Annotated in this window: 15 protein-coding genes and 1 pseudogene; 10 read left to right on the top strand and 6 right to left on the bottom strand. The window is 30.2% G+C overall.

Annotation, left to right across the window (positions count from 1 at the left end; genetic code table 11):
• Window positions 1–11: 11 nt before the first annotated feature.
• Together CKL_RS14790 and CKL_RS20465 are read right to left on the bottom strand one after the other, a co-directional pair.
• Window positions 12–527 carry a TetR/AcrR family transcriptional regulator gene (locus CKL_RS14790; RefSeq protein ID WP_012103382.1) on the bottom strand — a complete coding sequence of 172 codons (516 nt, stop codon included), beginning with the start codon at window positions 525–527 and terminating at the stop codon, window positions 12–14.
• Window positions 528–1,011: 484 nt separating this feature from the next.
• Window positions 1,012–1,266: pseudogene (locus CKL_RS20465) on the bottom strand (hypothetical protein); the annotation flags it as partial.
• Between the two features lie 64 nt (window positions 1,267–1,330).
• Here CKL_RS20465 and CKL_RS20970 point away from each other — a divergent pair.
• Entirely contained in the window at window positions 1,331–1,795 is a 465-nt protein-coding gene (locus tag CKL_RS20970) for a hypothetical protein (RefSeq protein ID WP_155814038.1), read from the top strand.
• A 230-nt stretch (window positions 1,796–2,025) separates the two neighbouring features.
• Here the strand turns inward: CKL_RS20970 and CKL_RS14775 are convergent, their stop codons facing one another.
• On the bottom strand, window positions 2,026–2,412 hold the full coding sequence (locus CKL_RS14775) for a hypothetical protein (RefSeq protein ID WP_012103379.1): 387 nt from the start codon (window positions 2,410–2,412) through the stop codon (window positions 2,026–2,028).
• Window positions 2,413–3,790: 1,378 nt separating this feature from the next.
• Between CKL_RS14775 and CKL_RS14765 the strand changes: the two genes are divergently transcribed.
• Window positions 3,791–4,798 carry an Rpn family recombination-promoting nuclease/putative transposase gene (locus CKL_RS14765; RefSeq protein WP_012103377.1) on the top strand — a complete coding sequence of 336 codons (1,008 nt, stop codon included), beginning with the start codon at window positions 3,791–3,793 and terminating at the stop codon, window positions 4,796–4,798.
• A 595-nt stretch (window positions 4,799–5,393) separates the two neighbouring features.
• Here the strand turns inward: CKL_RS14765 and CKL_RS14760 are convergent.
• The gene (locus CKL_RS14760; protein WP_012620839.1) at window positions 5,394–6,806 is read right to left on the bottom strand and encodes a PH domain-containing protein; all 1,413 of its coding nucleotides are present in this window, start codon (window positions 6,804–6,806) and stop codon (window positions 5,394–5,396) included.
• On the bottom strand, window positions 6,790–7,296 hold the full coding sequence (locus tag CKL_RS14755; RefSeq protein ID WP_012103375.1) for a PH domain-containing protein: 507 nt from the start codon (window positions 7,294–7,296) through the stop codon (window positions 6,790–6,792). The genes CKL_RS14760 and CKL_RS14755 overlap by 17 nt, the downstream gene beginning before the upstream one ends.
• Window positions 7,297–7,429: 133 nt before the next feature.
• Here CKL_RS14755 and CKL_RS20005 point away from each other — a divergent pair, with 133 nt between their 5' ends.
• Both CKL_RS20005 and CKL_RS14745 read left to right on the top strand, forming a co-directional pair.
• Complete coding sequence (locus CKL_RS20005) at window positions 7,430–7,678, top strand: GyrI-like domain-containing protein (protein ID WP_081427995.1); 249 nt, start codon at window positions 7,430–7,432, stop codon at window positions 7,676–7,678.
• Window positions 7,679–7,891: 213 nt separating this feature from the next.
• Window positions 7,892–8,908, top strand: a complete 1,017-nt coding sequence (locus CKL_RS14745) for a G1 family glutamic endopeptidase (protein ID WP_242652492.1) — start codon at window positions 7,892–7,894, stop codon at window positions 8,906–8,908.
• Window positions 8,909–8,960: 52 nt separating this feature from the next.
• On the opposite strand, the gene CKL_RS14740 is transcribed toward CKL_RS14745, so the two are convergent.
• The gene (locus CKL_RS14740) at window positions 8,961–9,614 is read right to left on the bottom strand and encodes a cupin domain-containing protein (protein WP_012103372.1); all 654 of its coding nucleotides are present in this window, start codon (window positions 9,612–9,614) and stop codon (window positions 8,961–8,963) included.
• 321 nt (window positions 9,615–9,935) lie between these two features.
• On the opposite strand from CKL_RS14740, the gene CKL_RS14735 reads away from it, so the two are divergent.
• From CKL_RS14735 to CKL_RS14710, 6 genes are all read left to right on the top strand, one after another.
• A complete protein-coding gene (locus CKL_RS14735; protein WP_012103370.1) occupies window positions 9,936–10,178 on the top strand; it encodes an acyl carrier protein in 243 nt (80 codons plus the stop codon).
• Entirely contained in the window at window positions 10,175–11,644 is a 1,470-nt protein-coding gene (locus CKL_RS14730; RefSeq protein ID WP_012103369.1) for an AMP-binding protein, read from the top strand. Before CKL_RS14735 ends, CKL_RS14730 begins: the two co-directional genes overlap by 4 nt.
• Before the next feature lie 35 nt (window positions 11,645–11,679).
• Window positions 11,680–12,786, top strand: a complete 1,107-nt coding sequence (locus CKL_RS14725; protein WP_172634800.1) for a LuxE/PaaK family acyltransferase — start codon at window positions 11,680–11,682, stop codon at window positions 12,784–12,786.
• The gene (locus CKL_RS14720; RefSeq protein ID WP_012103367.1) at window positions 12,783–14,072 is read left to right on the top strand and encodes an acyl-CoA reductase; all 1,290 of its coding nucleotides are present in this window, start codon (window positions 12,783–12,785) and stop codon (window positions 14,070–14,072) included. The genes CKL_RS14725 and CKL_RS14720 overlap by 4 nt, the downstream gene beginning before the upstream one ends.
• 61 nt (window positions 14,073–14,133) lie before the next feature.
• Window positions 14,134–14,358, top strand: coding sequence for an NAD(P)H-dependent oxidoreductase subunit E (locus CKL_RS14715; RefSeq protein ID WP_012103366.1), 225 nt, complete (start codon window positions 14,134–14,136; stop codon window positions 14,356–14,358).
• Between the two features lie 41 nt (window positions 14,359–14,399).
• On the top strand, window positions 14,400–14,819 hold the full coding sequence (locus tag CKL_RS14710; RefSeq protein WP_012103365.1) for a MaoC family dehydratase: 420 nt from the start codon (window positions 14,400–14,402) through the stop codon (window positions 14,817–14,819).
• Window positions 14,820–14,995 lie beyond the last annotated feature (176 nt).

The raw sequence follows: 14,995 nt of genomic DNA, 5'->3' as shown, positions 1-14,995 counted from the left end.
GAAATGTATGGTTAGATAAGCTTGGATAGTTCTATTAACTGTTCCCCCACTTTTTCTATATCTTCTGTTTCTGCCAATGCTGTTGCTCCTTCGAATAGGATCATTAATTTAAGTGCAGCTGATTCATCTAAACCATACTGGCAAAACTTATATAGCAAATGCTGCTTGTGCTGATTTACAAACTGTACTATCTCATTACTGGGATCTGCTCCGAATTCCTCTTTTGCCCGTAGGAACATGCACCCCTTTGCGCTATATTCTTTCAGCCATTGAAGATGAGCCTTTGCTAATTCCACAACCGGTTCTTCAGTATGAGCAATACCGGAAGCCAGATATGAAAAATACCTTTTTTCTCTTCTTTTTAATACTTCCATAATTAAGTCTTCTTTGGAAGCAAAATGGTTATATAATGTCATGACAGCCACATTTGCTTCGTTGATCACTCGTTTTAGTCCGATTGAATGGAAGCTGTGCTCATAAAACAGTATTTCCGCTTTATTTAATAAATCTTCCTTCTTTGAACTCATAGGTATCCTCCTATATAGAACGTTCATTCTATTTTTAATATTCTATCATGATAAATATGTGTTTGTCAATTTGTAAAATGTAAAGTATATTGATTCACAGTTCTTTTGTGTCTGTTTTTCTTTAAAAGTTTTGTTTTGAAAGAGTTTCGTCTGAATTGAATTCTTGTGTTCATTATATTTTTACTTTCTATATAGATTATCTATACCAGTATTATAAGTGCAGTATAGTAAATAAACTTAGGGTCCCCAGACTAATGTTCCTATGACAAAATAAATAATTGGAATTAATAATACAATCGTATTGAGGATTATTCCTATTAATCCAGTCTTATCATTTTTTTTATTCATATTACATCTCCTCATAATATCTAGTATAATGACTTAGTGAAGTAAAATTTTAATACTAAGTTTAATTAATTTTTATAAATACCTTTACAGACATATTATATCATTTTAACAATTGTTTGTGTTTTTAAATATTAATAATCAGTTCCTTGCCGTAGAACAAAATCCCCTGTTCGGCAAAGTGCTGTGTAATGTCCCCGTAAGAGGTTTTCGGGTCAGCGTACATCTCGAAAATCAGCTTGATGTGTTCCGCTTTGTCCGGGTTGACCACCAGCTTCTTTGTGTTGATACCGTCCATCTTGATTGGTTCCGAATGAAAGCCGTAAGGCGGCTTGCTGCCCATCTTGAAGCCCCGCTGACTGCGGGAATAATAAGCGTCCTGCACCTGTTTCTGTTGGCACTGTTCTTGGCATATTAGGCGTTGCTGGTATGGTTTGGAATAAGCGAATGACACCTTGATGAATCGACTAGAGAAACGAAAATTGGAAAGGAGAGAAATCAAAATGTCTAAAAAAGAAGAAATATTTGAACTAGCTAAAATAAAGTTATATAATCTCAAAGAAAAGTTGAACTTTAGCGACTTACAGTTTGAAAGAATAAAATCGACAATATTTAAGGCATCAATATGGGATAAAGAAATAGACAAGGCAATTGCCGATTTTATGGATGAATTTGATGAAGATGAAAAAGAAGAAATGAAATTTAGATATGAAACAGCCAAGTTAGCCAGTGTCTCTGCCAAAGAGTTGTGGAATCAATTAAATAAGTGTGTAGATATTGAATTGCCAAAAGAAAGTATGATTGTAATTTTATGCGGCTTTATTGAGTATTTTGAAGAGTTTGCAAATCAGTTTAATAATCATGAAGATACAGAAATACTTATAAATCTTAAAAAAACCTTGGATAATATAAACAAAATGTGAAATGTATCTTAGATAGATTAAAATCGGATCTCTACGCCTATCCAGCCAGTCATGGGACGAGTAGTATTTTGATGACACAAAATCTCCACTCTTAAACCCTTTGACTGGCTGAATTTTCTTCTTTTGTTCATCTGTAATTTCTATATATCTTAAAGTTTCAGATTTTGAGGAATGACTGAATATATCCATATACCTCGTATTGGCATGATTTGATTTTCCAAATCCGTTTTTTATTCTTTTGAATCATCAAGTAAATATTTACAAATGTCAACATTGATTTTTTGTCTATGTAGACTCATAAGTAAATATTTTGAATTGATTTCTTTGTTGATATTTAACTTAATAAATTCTTTAAATTCTTTGAATGATGGCTTTTTATTAGAGATTAACATATTAAGTTCAGCATGGTCATTCTCTAATTGAGATATTTCACTGCCTTCTAGTCTATCTTTTAATATTGCCAAACTTTTTAGTATTAAGCTTGTTTGATATTCAGTTATATCGTGGTCTATTATAAAGCTAAAAAAGTCAAATTTATAATTATCCATACTTGTAATTATCGTATGAATAAGTTTTATTTTATATTCCAATAAATCTATTCTTTTATTTTGTTCCATAAAGTGTTCCCCTTTGTTAAGATAATTTTTTAGTATGTTTACATAGTTAGGTTAACAAATAGAGCGGATTGTACAAAAAACAGAAATTCCCTGTGGTGGAAGTCCATCGTGAAAATGTGTTTGATGAGGCTGAAATCGGATAAAAAATATTATAGAGAACCTAACTAAAAGTTAAGATTTTTTGTCTGAATTCTTAGGTCCATTATATACGAAAATCGAATATCCTACAATTTTAAAAATATTAGTAAAGTAAGATTTTCCATTGAACTTAAGTTAATATACAGTTGTTTTTCATATAAATACCATATATATTAAGCTTCACTTAATATATACGATAAAGTAATGAGGTGTGTAGTTATATTAATTAAAATAGGAACAACGAAAATCCCTCTCAAATGGATTAATATATTTATGTATACTTATGCTGCCGATATCCCCGTTACTAATTTATAAATAAAGCTCACCATTTATCGAAACAACTGATAATGGATTTTATCTTTCACAAGAAGGTTATTCTAATCTTACTTCAGATGAAGTAAATATTGTTTTAAATTATATAAATAATTCTAACACAGTTTTAAAAGAAGCTACCAAAACAGGAAATTTAACTAAAAGTGGGAATAACTTTATTCAATCGTTAGATAAATTTAGTACCTTTTTAAAGACAACGAAAGAGATATCTATTGGTAGTAACTTAGATAATATAGATAAGGGCTATTGGATATCCTCTAATAGCCTTTATCTTATTCCTATGCGTGTTTTTTAGTATTGAAAAAATAGGAAGAATAGAGTGAAATATTATACTCCGCCTATTTTTTCAATACCTTTATTTGAAATAAATATAATTAAATACATTAAAATAATTATGCCAATTTTAAGAAGATCATAATTTAATTTAAAAATACATATCATCAATAAATATAAAATTATCAATAGTATAGTACTAAAAGTTAATATGAATTTAATTTTTTTATAATTTTCTTGGTTTAGTTTATTTGATTTTAGTAAAGTTAGATTATTTTTATCTATTGTTAAATTTACGAAAAAATTATTATAATATTGTTTGAAAAAACAATAAATACCCATTAAGTAGACTAATATAGTTATTGTTGCAAAAATAGTGAATAAATAATAAATCATAATATATATCTCCTTTTCATATCTTTATTCAATGCCTTAATGCTATCATTATTTATGGTTAACTGGTTAAACATTTTTATATAAATCATTTATTAAGTTAATTTTTTCAAAATAGGAAGTAAGCACTGCTGTGCATTTTTTTATTGATAAGTGTATTGAAATATTAGTAAAAAAATTAATAGAAATTTGGTATAATAAAATTAATAAATCAATTAAAATATAAGGGCGTGAATAACTTTTGACAAAAAAACATGATTTTGATGCAGCATGGAAAACAATATTGGAAGCTTTCGAAGTAGAAATAGTAGAATTACTTTTTCCAGAGCTTTTTTATGAAATAGCATGGGAATTTGGAACGGAGTCATTGGATAAAGAGTTAAATGAAATACAAAAAGAGATATTTGACAAGGAGAACAGTGAAAAAATAATTTCAGATAAAATTATAAAAGCTAAACTAAAATACGGGGGAAGTAAAATACTATTCATACATGTAGAAGTACAAAGCTATATCAGTGGGTATGAGGTTTTTGGAGAGAGAATGTTCAGGTATTTTTATAGGATATGGGATAGGTTTAGATATAAGTATAATGATAAATCAGAAATAATAGCAGCAGCAATTTATACCTATAAAGGAGAAAGAGGAAAAGATAAAAGATACGTATATAAATTACCGGAACTTGAGGAGGATACACTGGTATATAATTTCAGAACTGTGGATGTTGAAAAAATAGAACTGGAAAGTATAAGTGATGAAAATCCATTGAAAATAGTATTTAAAATAGGTAAAAAATTATTAAATACAGGTGCAGCAGATGAAGAAATATATAATGCAAAAATGGAATTGGCAAAAGAACTTAAAAATTATGATAAAGTAAAAAACAATGAACAGATAAAGGCATTAGTAGATTTTCTGGAATATTTATTTTTAATTGAAAACTTAGAGCTGGAAGGTAAATATGAGGAATTTAAAAAATTACAGGGAGGTGTATTTAGTATGTCTGTTGATGAAATAAGGAAAATACACTATACACAAAAAGGGAGAGAGGAAGGAAGAAAAGAAGGGAGAGAAGAAGCTAGATTAAGGGATGTAGAAAGGGTTCTGAAGCTGGTCAATAAGAAATTTAATTGTTCAAATAGAACTTTTAGTGAAAGGATAAAAAAAGCAAGTAGTAATGAACTAAATTTGATTATTGAAAATATTTTAGATATAGAAAAATTAGAAGATATAGAGGGATATTTGTCATGATTAGGCAGCGGTTCTCTTTGGCACAGCAGCCAAGTTTGGGCAGACTATTCACAAAGAAAGCATTTGCTGTAATGGCAGATGCTTTATGATTACCATATATTATAAATTAATACATTGAGATTTTTAGAGCAATTTAAGGCTCTTTTTTATCTAAATGTTATTATAAGTATATAAATATTAAATAGCTTGATTTCTCAGGAGAATGAAAATAAAAATGAGGGCCTTTATGTCTTATTTTAGGGTTGTTATTCATGTATGGAAGTCTTATGAGTTCTCATGTAGCAGCTTTTCGTATTCTTTATCCGAAGGCTACCATTGCTAATACCCCCATCTTCTTCAAAGTGGGGGATAAGCACTGCTACACCCCTGGATAAGTTCTTCCCCTAAAGGATAACGTATTCTAAGTGCTAAAGACACTAAGAATACTGTTAATAAGGTTCAGATTACGATGCGTATTCCTTACAAGCAAACTCCACCTGAGCCTAAGAATCACTTGATGGACTTAGAGTGAAATTGTCCAATCATTTGGGTAAATTATCTCTTGGATATTTATTCTGGGGACGAGGAACAGCGTGTATCTGTTGCAAGGGCAATTTTAAAAAATTCCCCTTGAAAGATTATTTTTTAAATTTTTTACCTGAAATGTTTTACCGAAAGAGGAACTGTGTAAGATAATACTATAGTTACAAAGTCCTTTATTGTATTGAAAGTAGCTGTAGGACAGAGTCATGGATTGTACTGCATTTATTTTTAACAGAGATTGTGTTTTGTTAAAGCCATGGCAGCACATATAGATTATATTTTTATCCATCCCAAAGGCAGTGTTTTTAAATTCCAGGTGTCCCATGATAAATAGGAATAATAAAAATATGAAACTCAGTAATGCAAATTTGGGTTTTATAAAAAAGCAGATGGCTGCTGTAACAGCCCAGAGTATAAATTTTTTATATAAAAATCTAAAGTATGTATTTTTAGGAGGTTTATTTATTTGCCCTGTATATTGAAATTCTTCAAATATATTTTTAAGAATGTGATTTTTAAGAGAAGCATTGCATATTGGGTATAATATGGATTTTTCTCCTTCTTCATCTCCATAGCCTATACTTTCAATTTCCAGAGTGAAAAATTTAAAGCATTGCATTAAAATAGTTTGTTTTATATGTATACCTTTTACCTTTTCTTTGTAAAAGCTATAATTTTTTTTATTTAAAGCTCCATAATTTATATAAATATTTTTTTCATCTGCCCACATTTTAAAATTATAGTATTTAAAGAAATTATATATAATAGACAAACAAAGGCTAATAAGTATCAAGGCAATCACAAAAAATAATATAATCTTTATATTATTATAAATTTTGTCTTTTTGTAATTTATTTATGTAATCTGAAGTATTTATGTTAATAAATGCTTTAAAATAATCATCAAGAAACTGTTGTGCAACCAATAATAGTCCAAGTCCCTTAAATAATGAATTTGAAATAAGTGAATATATAAGTAAGTGTTTTGAACTTAGGATATAATAAAGCTGATTATCTTCTTCAGGGGTGTTTGTAGTAATATTTTGATTTTTAAGCAGAATATTTTTAAGGGTTTCTGTTTTATCCTTATCTAAAGTAAATTTTAATTCACTATCTTTATTTGTATCTCCTGTATCAATTTTAATAGTAGCTACTTTGAAAATTCTTTCTAAAAGTTTTTGAGAAATATCTATTGTATTAATTCTATCTAATGGTATTTCAATTTTTTTTATGCTAAAAATTCCTTCTTCATGATATATTGAGTTTGTTTTTACTATGAAGAAATTTTTTCTCCAGGCCAGAAATTGGTATAAAATAATAACTATAATTAAAATAGCTGATATTAAGATAGATTTTATAAGTCCTATTTTAGTTATCAAAACTCCTATTGATATGATTGCAAAGAATATAAAATTTTTAATCATATTTATAAAATCATAAAATAGTCTTAAAATATGGTTTCTTTCTATTTTATTCAATTTTTTCACCTGCTTCTATAAGTAAATTAAGATTTTTAGTGATTTTTTCTGCTTTTTCCACAGGCAGGGCAGGTATTTCATGGTGGCCTCCGGCAGTTATTATATTTACAGAAGTTATTTTATAGATTCTTTGAATAGGTCCCTGTTTTATTTTTAAATTTTGTATTCTTGACATGGGGATTATTGTCTTTTCTCTTATGATAATACCCTTTATTAATTCAACTTTATCTTCAAATATGGCATATTTCCACTGCTTGTACTCTAAAAAAGATCCTACAAATGTGTCTGCTATGGAGATAGATATTATAATTAATGCCAATATATAAGTTATATATTTAACTAAAGGGATGTGTCCAAATTTGGGGATGAGAAATAGCTGCATTACTAAGATATAAATAGCAATAATTATGATACTTGTTATAGTTTTTGAAATTATCCATGTCTTTATGGCATTTTTATGAATTTTTTCATAGGTTTTAAGCTCATTTTGAATATTCATATTCTCTCCTTGTATGTTATGAATTTTTTATACTCGCTATTATATTTTATAATAGCAGGTACTTATTATCAATAATATGACTGCAAAACTGTTATGAGATTATACTGGCTGCTGTAATTTCTTTTGAAGTTGAATTTTTCAAGGATTTCAGAATACTGAATTTGAAATAAGGGAAATTCCAGCTGATACTTGGGTGGTATTCACACCGATAGGCTCTATGCCACATGCAATACAGAATATATGGTCAAGAATTTTTGAAGAGTGGTTTCCGCCAGTGGGATTTGAGCATGCAGATGCATCTGAGCTTGAAGTGTATCCTTCTAGAGAACTATCATCACAGGATTACAAATGTGAAGTAGGGATACCCGTAGTAAAAAAATAATTAAATGATTCTTAGATTCAGGTGGAGTTTGTTTATGAGAAATACTTTCTCCATCTGAATTTTAGAAGGACTTAATAATAATTTTAACATCATTAATAAAAAATTTACATTAAAATAATATTATTGCCATAATTTCGTAACACATTCATTATTATAATTTAAATAAATCAAATATAAAGAGAGGTGAAAATTTTAGTAATGAAAGTGAAAAATATGTTTAAAAAATTTCAAATTTTATTATTATCAGTATTGTTGCTCTTAGGAAGCAGTTCTGTTATTGCAAAAGAACGGCCTCATAATATTGTTAATAATAAATATGTTTTATCAAACTACTGTTTTCCAGGACCAAATTTAATCCATCCAATTCAAGATTATCAATCTGAAAATAATGAAACTACAGTAGATCTTCCCGATAATACGGAGAAATCCAGCAATTGGGCAGGATATATAGTTACACCTGCGTCAAAAAGTGATAGTTATACCAGTATTTCTGGAAGCTGGACAGTTCCCAGTATTTCTTCAAATAATGAAAATGCGGTGGCTGCACAATGGATTGGCTTAGGTGGAGTGGATTCTTCAGATTTACTTCAAATGGGAACTATGGAACAACTAGAAAATGGACAACCTGTTGCAGTAGTATTCTGGGAGCAATTACCTGATGTTGCCCAAAATACAATGACCATACCAATTAACTCTACTATTAATGTAAATATATATAATTCATCAGGTTCTACATGGAATCTGACGTTTACAGCCACTACACCTAGTGGTGAAATAAAAACTGAAACCATATCTACCACATTAGATTCCTCTTATGCTGAAGGAATTGGTACATCTGCAGAGTGGATAAGTGAAGATCCATCAGATGTATATGGTAAGCTTGTACCTCTTGCAAATACCGATGTAGTAAAGTATGAATCTGCCAAAGTTAATGGCAATTCTTTAAGTGACTCTAGTAATACAATTCGTCCTGTTGCAATGGAGTCAAGCAGTGGAAATATTGTAATTTATCCTTCTTCACTGGGATCAGATGGCGAGTCCTTTACCACAACTACAGCAGTTTCTAATAGTAACTTAAATAATGGACCAAGTATTGACCCTAACTTTAGACGTAGATTTAATAATACTCCACCAAGGCAAAGGCATATAGATAATCTCAGCAGCCAATTCCATTCAGAAGAGTCCATAACATTACTAATTTATTACAATACAAATAAGAGGTTAGATTAATTTCTAACCTCTTAACTAAAAGGGATTCGTTCAAATTGTTATCTTCTAGAAGCTATTTTGATACTTTATTTCCCTCGGCGGCTTCTGCCTCCTCCTTAGTAACATGAACTGTGCCGCGCGGATGTTCAGGTGGTGCGTAAATAGAATAAACTTTAAGAGGTGTATTACCTGTATTTACAATATTATGCCATGTGCCGGCAGGTACCATAATTGCAAAGTCATCATAAACCTTTGTTTGAAAATCTAAATTGTGTTTGCTGTTTCCCATTTTAACAAGTCCTTGCCCTTTTTCAACACGGATGAATTGATCAACATCCGGATGAATTTCCAAACCTATATCCTCTCCTACATTTATGCTCATCAAAGTAACTTGAAGATGAGATCCTGTCCATAAAGCAGTACGAAAAGTATTATTTTCTCTGGTAACTTTATTAATATCAACTACAAAGGGCTGTGGTCCGTAATCTCTCAATTCAATTGAGACCTTATCTTTTGATGGGGACGAAGGATCTAGTCTTGAATCATATTCAATTTGGTCATCATAAGGAATGTAGGGCTCATTATATCCCCTCCAAAAATCCGAAGGAATTGTACTTATAAAGTAGGGGCAGGGATACATATTATAAGTATCATACATAATATCTGAAGTATAGTCTTGTGTATTTCCATAGTAATAACAGGGATACATATTATAATTATTATACATATTTTTTTCCTCTCATAATATTACAAAACTATAATATGTTATAATCTTTGGAAATGTGATCATAGGAACTGTAACTTATATTTTACATCCTGTGGGATAAGCTAAATGTAATTGCAAAAGTGAAATAGTATGCAAAATTGCAACATAGGTATATAGGGCACGATCGCTATTGTATTGTACAAAAATTTAATAATTTTGTTGCATTAATGCAATGGAGTTATTTGGAGAATTTATATATCCTTGAAATCAGGACATTTTTTAAAAGTGGCATGATAATTGCTTTAATTAATGTAATTAATATATTTTTGGAGGGATATACTCATGGAAAAAATAGATAAATTCAATAAGATAATTTGTGATACGTTAAATATAAAAGATACAGCGGATATCAAAGATGAATTAGGCCCAGATGAAATAGAGGCATGGGATTCTCTGGCTCATGTAGAGTTGGTTACAGGACTATCAGAAGAATTTGGAGTGGATTTTGATGTAGTGGATATATCCAGAATGTACACTATTGGAGATGTAAAGAAGATGTTAAAAAAATATGGGGTAGAAATATGACTTTTACTGATTATGTTTTTGAAGAGTTTAAAGATTCAGATAAAATAGCAGTAATAGATAAAAATAAAATAAGTTATAGGGAAATTTATGGGGGCGTAAATTATGTAACTTATTTATTACAGGAAAATGGATGTTCAAAAGAAAATAGTGTACTTGTTATTTCAGACAATTCTGTTTTTTTTATAAAAACTTATTTTGGAATAATCAAAAATGGGAGTATATGTGTCCCTGTAAACCCCACCATATCTGAAAACGATATGAGGTATATTATGGATATTTTAAAAATAAAAATAGTATTTTGCCAGAAAAAATATAGAAATAAAGTAGATAAGATAGTCTGTAGGGACACCATGGTATATAGTGAGGAAAGTATTTGGGCAAGTAAAGATGAAACTAATTTAAGCGGCTTTATAAATGAAAAAGAAGATACGGCACTTATTATGTTTACATCAGGCTCTACTTCAAAACCAAAGGGGGTAATGCTTACTCATTATAATCTCATGTACAATACCAATTCCATAATAGAGTATTTGAAATTGACTAAAAATGACAGAGTGGAAGTGGTACTTCCTTTTTACTATTGCTATGGAACATCTCTTTTGAACACACATTTTAGATGTGGTGGAAGCCTTGTAATAAATAATAGATTTATGTTTCCTGAAACAGTTATAGAAGATATAAAAAAATATAATTGCACTGGTTTTGCGGGAGTGCCAAGTACCTATCAGATATTACTTAGAATGACCAGTATTAAGACAGCCAAGCTACCTTCACTAAGGTATGTAACCCAGGCAGGCGGCAGGCTTCCAGAAGTATTCATATCGGAACTATGTGAAGCACTTGAAGGAACTGACGTATATATTATGTATGGACAAACTGAGGCTACAGCTAGATTGTCATATCTGCCTCCAGAGCAGATTAAAAATAAATTGGGCTCCATAGGATGTGGTATTCCGAGAACAGAGCTTGTGGTATTAAATAGAGAAGGAAATCCTACCTCTGTGGGAGAGGTGGGAGAAATAGCTGCAAGAGGCGGAAATATAATGAAGGGATATTTTAATGACCAGGAAGAAACCAAAAAGGTGCTGAAAAATGGTCTTTTGTACACGGGAGATTTAGCTTTTAGGGATGAAGATGGATATATATTTGTGGTTTCCAGAGAAAAAAATATAATAAAGTGTGCAGGAAATAGAATAAGTCCTAAGGAGATTGAAAATACTATATGCAGCATAAAAGAGGTGGTTGAATGTGCTGTTATAGGAGTAGAGGATGATATTCTAGGGGAGGCTATAAAGGCTTTTGTGGTTTTAAAAGATAAAAATTCTTCTATAGATGACAAGTATATAATTGACTATTGTTCTTCAGTATTACCAAGATATAAGTTGCCTAAATATGTTCAGTTTTTATCACAGCTTCCCAAAAATTCTTCGGGAAAAGTATTATTTGCAAAATTGAAAGACATGTAAAATAAGTATGGAAATAGGTGAGATATGCTGTGGATATGAAACTTTTAATAGAAAATATAATTTTCAGGGATCAATTTGAAATGTTTCAGAAAGAAAAAGAAAGTATGCTGCTTGAAATAATTAAAGAACAGCTTGCATTAAATGAAGTTAATCCAAATGTAGGAAGTATGTACAGGAAACTTTCAATAGATATTTCTAAAATTTCAAGGCTTAGCCAGGTGCCATTTATTCCAGTAAATATGTTTAAGATATTTGATCTTTTAACCTGCAGAAAAGAAGATGTAATAAGAGTATTGAATTCCAGTTCCACAACTTCAAAGACTCCAAGTAAGATATATCTGGATAAAGATACATCTATAAGACAATCTCAGGCACTTATAAATACATTAAAGAGTTTTTTAGGAGTTACCAGAAAGCCCCTTTTAATTTTAGACACGGGAAATGTAAACAAAAATAAGGGAGTGTTAAATGCCAGAGGGGCAGCAATTAGAGGAATTAGCAATTTTGCAAGCAGTATAACCTATGTTATGGATGAAGAAGATGGAGAACTTAAAATTAACCTGCCTAGGCTAAAAAAATTTGAGGAAGAGAATAAAAATAAGGAAATATTGGTTTATGGATTTACCTATATAATATGGAGTAAGTTTGTAACAGAGTTAAAGAAAAAAGATATTAAACTATCCCTTTCTAAAATGAAACTTTTACACAGCGGCGGGTGGAAGAAACTTGTGTCAGAGAGTGTTGAAAAAGAGGAATTTAACAGAGTGACAGCTGAGATATTTGGTACTTCAAAAAGCAACATTATGGATTTTTATGGAATGGTGGAACAGCTTGGCGTGGTGTTTGTGGATTGTGAATGTGGATATAAACATGTACCAGATTTTGCAGATATTATAATAAGAGATTTCAATACTTTAGAGGAAGTAGAGGTTGGACAACAGGGAATAATAGAAGTATTGAGTATCCTTGGAACCAGTTATCCTTCCCAGGGTATTTTAACAGAAGATGTAGGTAAATTTATGGGAGTTGATGATTGCAGATGTGGAAGACGGGGAAAATATTTTAAGTTTAGATCTAGAATAGAAAAAGCTGAAACAAGAGGCTGTGGAGATACTTTTGCAGAAAGGGAGGAGAAAAAATGATAGATTGTTATTCATTGGATGGATACCTTTATGAAAAAGAGATAAGCTTCAATAATTTCAGTCATGTAAATGATATTTTGAAATCAAACTTAAAATTATTAAATTCCATGCCTACCCAAGTTATTGTACTTATACTAGATGAGTATAGTAAAAGACTGAGTAGGGATAAAAAACTTCTTAAAATTCAAGGAGTGTCTTATCTGTCATTTTATTTCAGAAAATCAAATATAGAAAAGTTGATAAAGACGAGTTTAAAGGATGAAAAGTATCTAGATGAGTTTGTATCCATAGGAAATGATAAGTATGTAAAAGCACAGGCAAGGGGAATAAGCTGCCACTGGATAGCAGGAAATGTAAGCACTCTTGCACTTTATTCAATTTTTCAATCGCTTATAGCGAGGAATTCAAACCTTGTAAAAGTTCCTGAAAAAAGTATGACCCTGGTTTTAAGACTGCTGAAGCTTTTGGATGATATACAGGTAGTTTATGAGGAAAAAATATATGATTCTAAAGATTTACTTAAAAATATATGTTTAGTATATTTTCCGAGGGAAGATGAATCTTTAAATAAATCCATGTCCATTATGGCAGATGCAAGAATTGTATGGGGAGGAGAAGATGCAGTAGATTACATTACATCACTTCCTAAAAAAACCACCTGTAAGGATGTTGTATTTGGGCCAAAGTATTCTTTTGCCGTATTTGACAGGGAAGTTATTGAAGGTGATAAGTGCTTTTCTTATATGGATAAATTAGTGATGGATATAGTCTTATTTCAGCAAAAAGCCTGTTCATCTCCTCAAGTACTTTTTGTGGAAAAAGGTTCTGTTCCTTTAAAAGATGTAATTGAGATGTTAAAGAAATCCTTTGAAAAGGTAGGTAAAAGATATAATGATTCTCTGAATGAAAGTACCTGTGCAAAGATTATAAATGAAAGAGGAGTGTACAGTCTTGACCCGGATAGGGATATCTGCAGCAGCAGAGGACTTGAATATACCATTTTAATTAATGATCAAATAGTATTGGAAGAGCCCATGGGCGGAAGATGTATTTTTGTAAAGGAAATAGAAAGCATATTTGATATAGAGAATTTGATTACCCGAAGAATTCAAACTATAGGGCATGCTATTTCAGATAAAAACAAGCTTTTTAAATTTGCAGATAGGGTCACAGCACTTGGAGTAAATAGAGTGGTAGGTGTAGGAACCATGAATATTTATGATTCCCCCTGGGATGGAAATTTTATGATAAATGAACTTGTAACGTGGTGTAGTCTAAATATTTAAGAACTATAGAATTACGTAGTAAAATTCAAATTAATATTTAAATGAGAGGGTGAAGTAGTTAATGATAACTGTATTAGAAGGAAATTCAAAGAATAATTTATCAGGACAAGAGGTGATTGAAAAATACCCCAGGAAGCAGAGATTTATTCTTCCTATACTACATGATATACAGAGGAAGTATAAGTATATACCAAGGCAGTCATTAGAAAATTTATCTAAGTATATGGATATTCCTTTTAATAGATTGTATAGTATGGTTATTTTATTGAAAAAGGGAATTGTATGAGTGAAAAATTTACACTGTACAATTTGAAAGGAATATAGATTATGAAGGGTTTAACCATTGATGAATTAAAGGTGGGAGACAGTGCTTGTATTGAAAAAGTGGTAACTGAAGAGGATGTATATTTATTTGCCAAAGTAACGGGAGATTATAATCCTCTTCATACAGATAAATTTCAATATAAAGATAAATTTAAGAAAAGGATAGCACATGGGGTGCTGCTGGCAGGATATGTATCTGCATGTATAGGCATGAAATTTCCGGGACCTGGAACTGTGTATTTAAGTCAGAATTCAAAATTTAATTTACCTGTATATTTTGGAGATAATATAAAAGTAGAGGTAAAAGTTTTAGAAATATATAAAAAAGAAAATATAGTAAAATTGAAAACTACTTGTATAAAGCGTAATAAAAGTAAAGTTTTAACTGGGGAAGCTTTTGTTATGCCTCCATTGAAACAATAAAAAAATGAAGTAAAAGTAAAAATGTGTTTATTATTGCAACTATTTTGAAATTTGTGGAAATAGTCCATAGGTCAAAAACCTTATTGACTTAAAAAATTATTTAATATATACTAAAAATCAAAGATATTAATAAGGTAGTCTTTATATATGGATTTTCATGTAATGTTTCTAAGGTA

Source organism: Clostridium kluyveri DSM 555, from assembly GCF_000016505.1.
Classification (GTDB): Bacteria; Bacillota; Clostridia; order Clostridiales; family Clostridiaceae; genus Clostridium_B; species Clostridium_B kluyveri.
Note: the sequence above shows the minus strand (reverse complement) of the source record. Positions and strands in the feature narration are given on the sequence as shown.

Excerpts from the sequence above, each read along its gene's own strand:
- CKL_RS14790 (WP_012103382.1), bottom strand. The coding sequence starts at position 527 with ATGAGTTCAAAGAAGGAAGATTTATTAAATAAAGCGGAAATACTGTTT.
- CKL_RS20970 (WP_155814038.1), top strand. The coding sequence starts at position 1,331 with ATGAATCGACTAGAGAAACGAAAATTGGAAAGGAGAGAAATCAAAATG.
- CKL_RS14755 (WP_012103375.1), bottom strand. The coding sequence starts at position 7,296 with ATGAATATTCAAAATGAGCTTAAAACCTATGAAAAAATTCATAAAAAT.
- CKL_RS14725 (WP_172634800.1), top strand. The coding sequence starts at position 11,680 with ATGAAACTTTTAATAGAAAATATAATTTTCAGGGATCAATTTGAAATG.
- CKL_RS14730 (WP_012103369.1), top strand. The coding sequence starts at position 10,175 with ATGACTTTTACTGATTATGTTTTTGAAGAGTTTAAAGATTCAGATAAA.
- CKL_RS14745 (WP_242652492.1), top strand. The coding sequence starts at position 7,892 with ATGTTTAAAAAATTTCAAATTTTATTATTATCAGTATTGTTGCTCTTA.
- CKL_RS14740 (WP_012103372.1), bottom strand. The coding sequence starts at position 9,614 with ATGTATAATAATTATAATATGTATCCCTGTTATTACTATGGAAATACA.
- CKL_RS14715 (WP_012103366.1), top strand. The coding sequence starts at position 14,134 with ATGATAACTGTATTAGAAGGAAATTCAAAGAATAATTTATCAGGACAA.
- CKL_RS14775 (WP_012103379.1), bottom strand. The coding sequence starts at position 2,412 with ATGGAACAAAATAAAAGAATAGATTTATTGGAATATAAAATAAAACTT.
- CKL_RS14710 (WP_012103365.1), top strand. The coding sequence starts at position 14,400 with ATGAAGGGTTTAACCATTGATGAATTAAAGGTGGGAGACAGTGCTTGT.
- CKL_RS14735 (WP_012103370.1), top strand. The coding sequence starts at position 9,936 with ATGGAAAAAATAGATAAATTCAATAAGATAATTTGTGATACGTTAAAT.
- CKL_RS14720 (WP_012103367.1), top strand. The coding sequence starts at position 12,783 with ATGATAGATTGTTATTCATTGGATGGATACCTTTATGAAAAAGAGATA.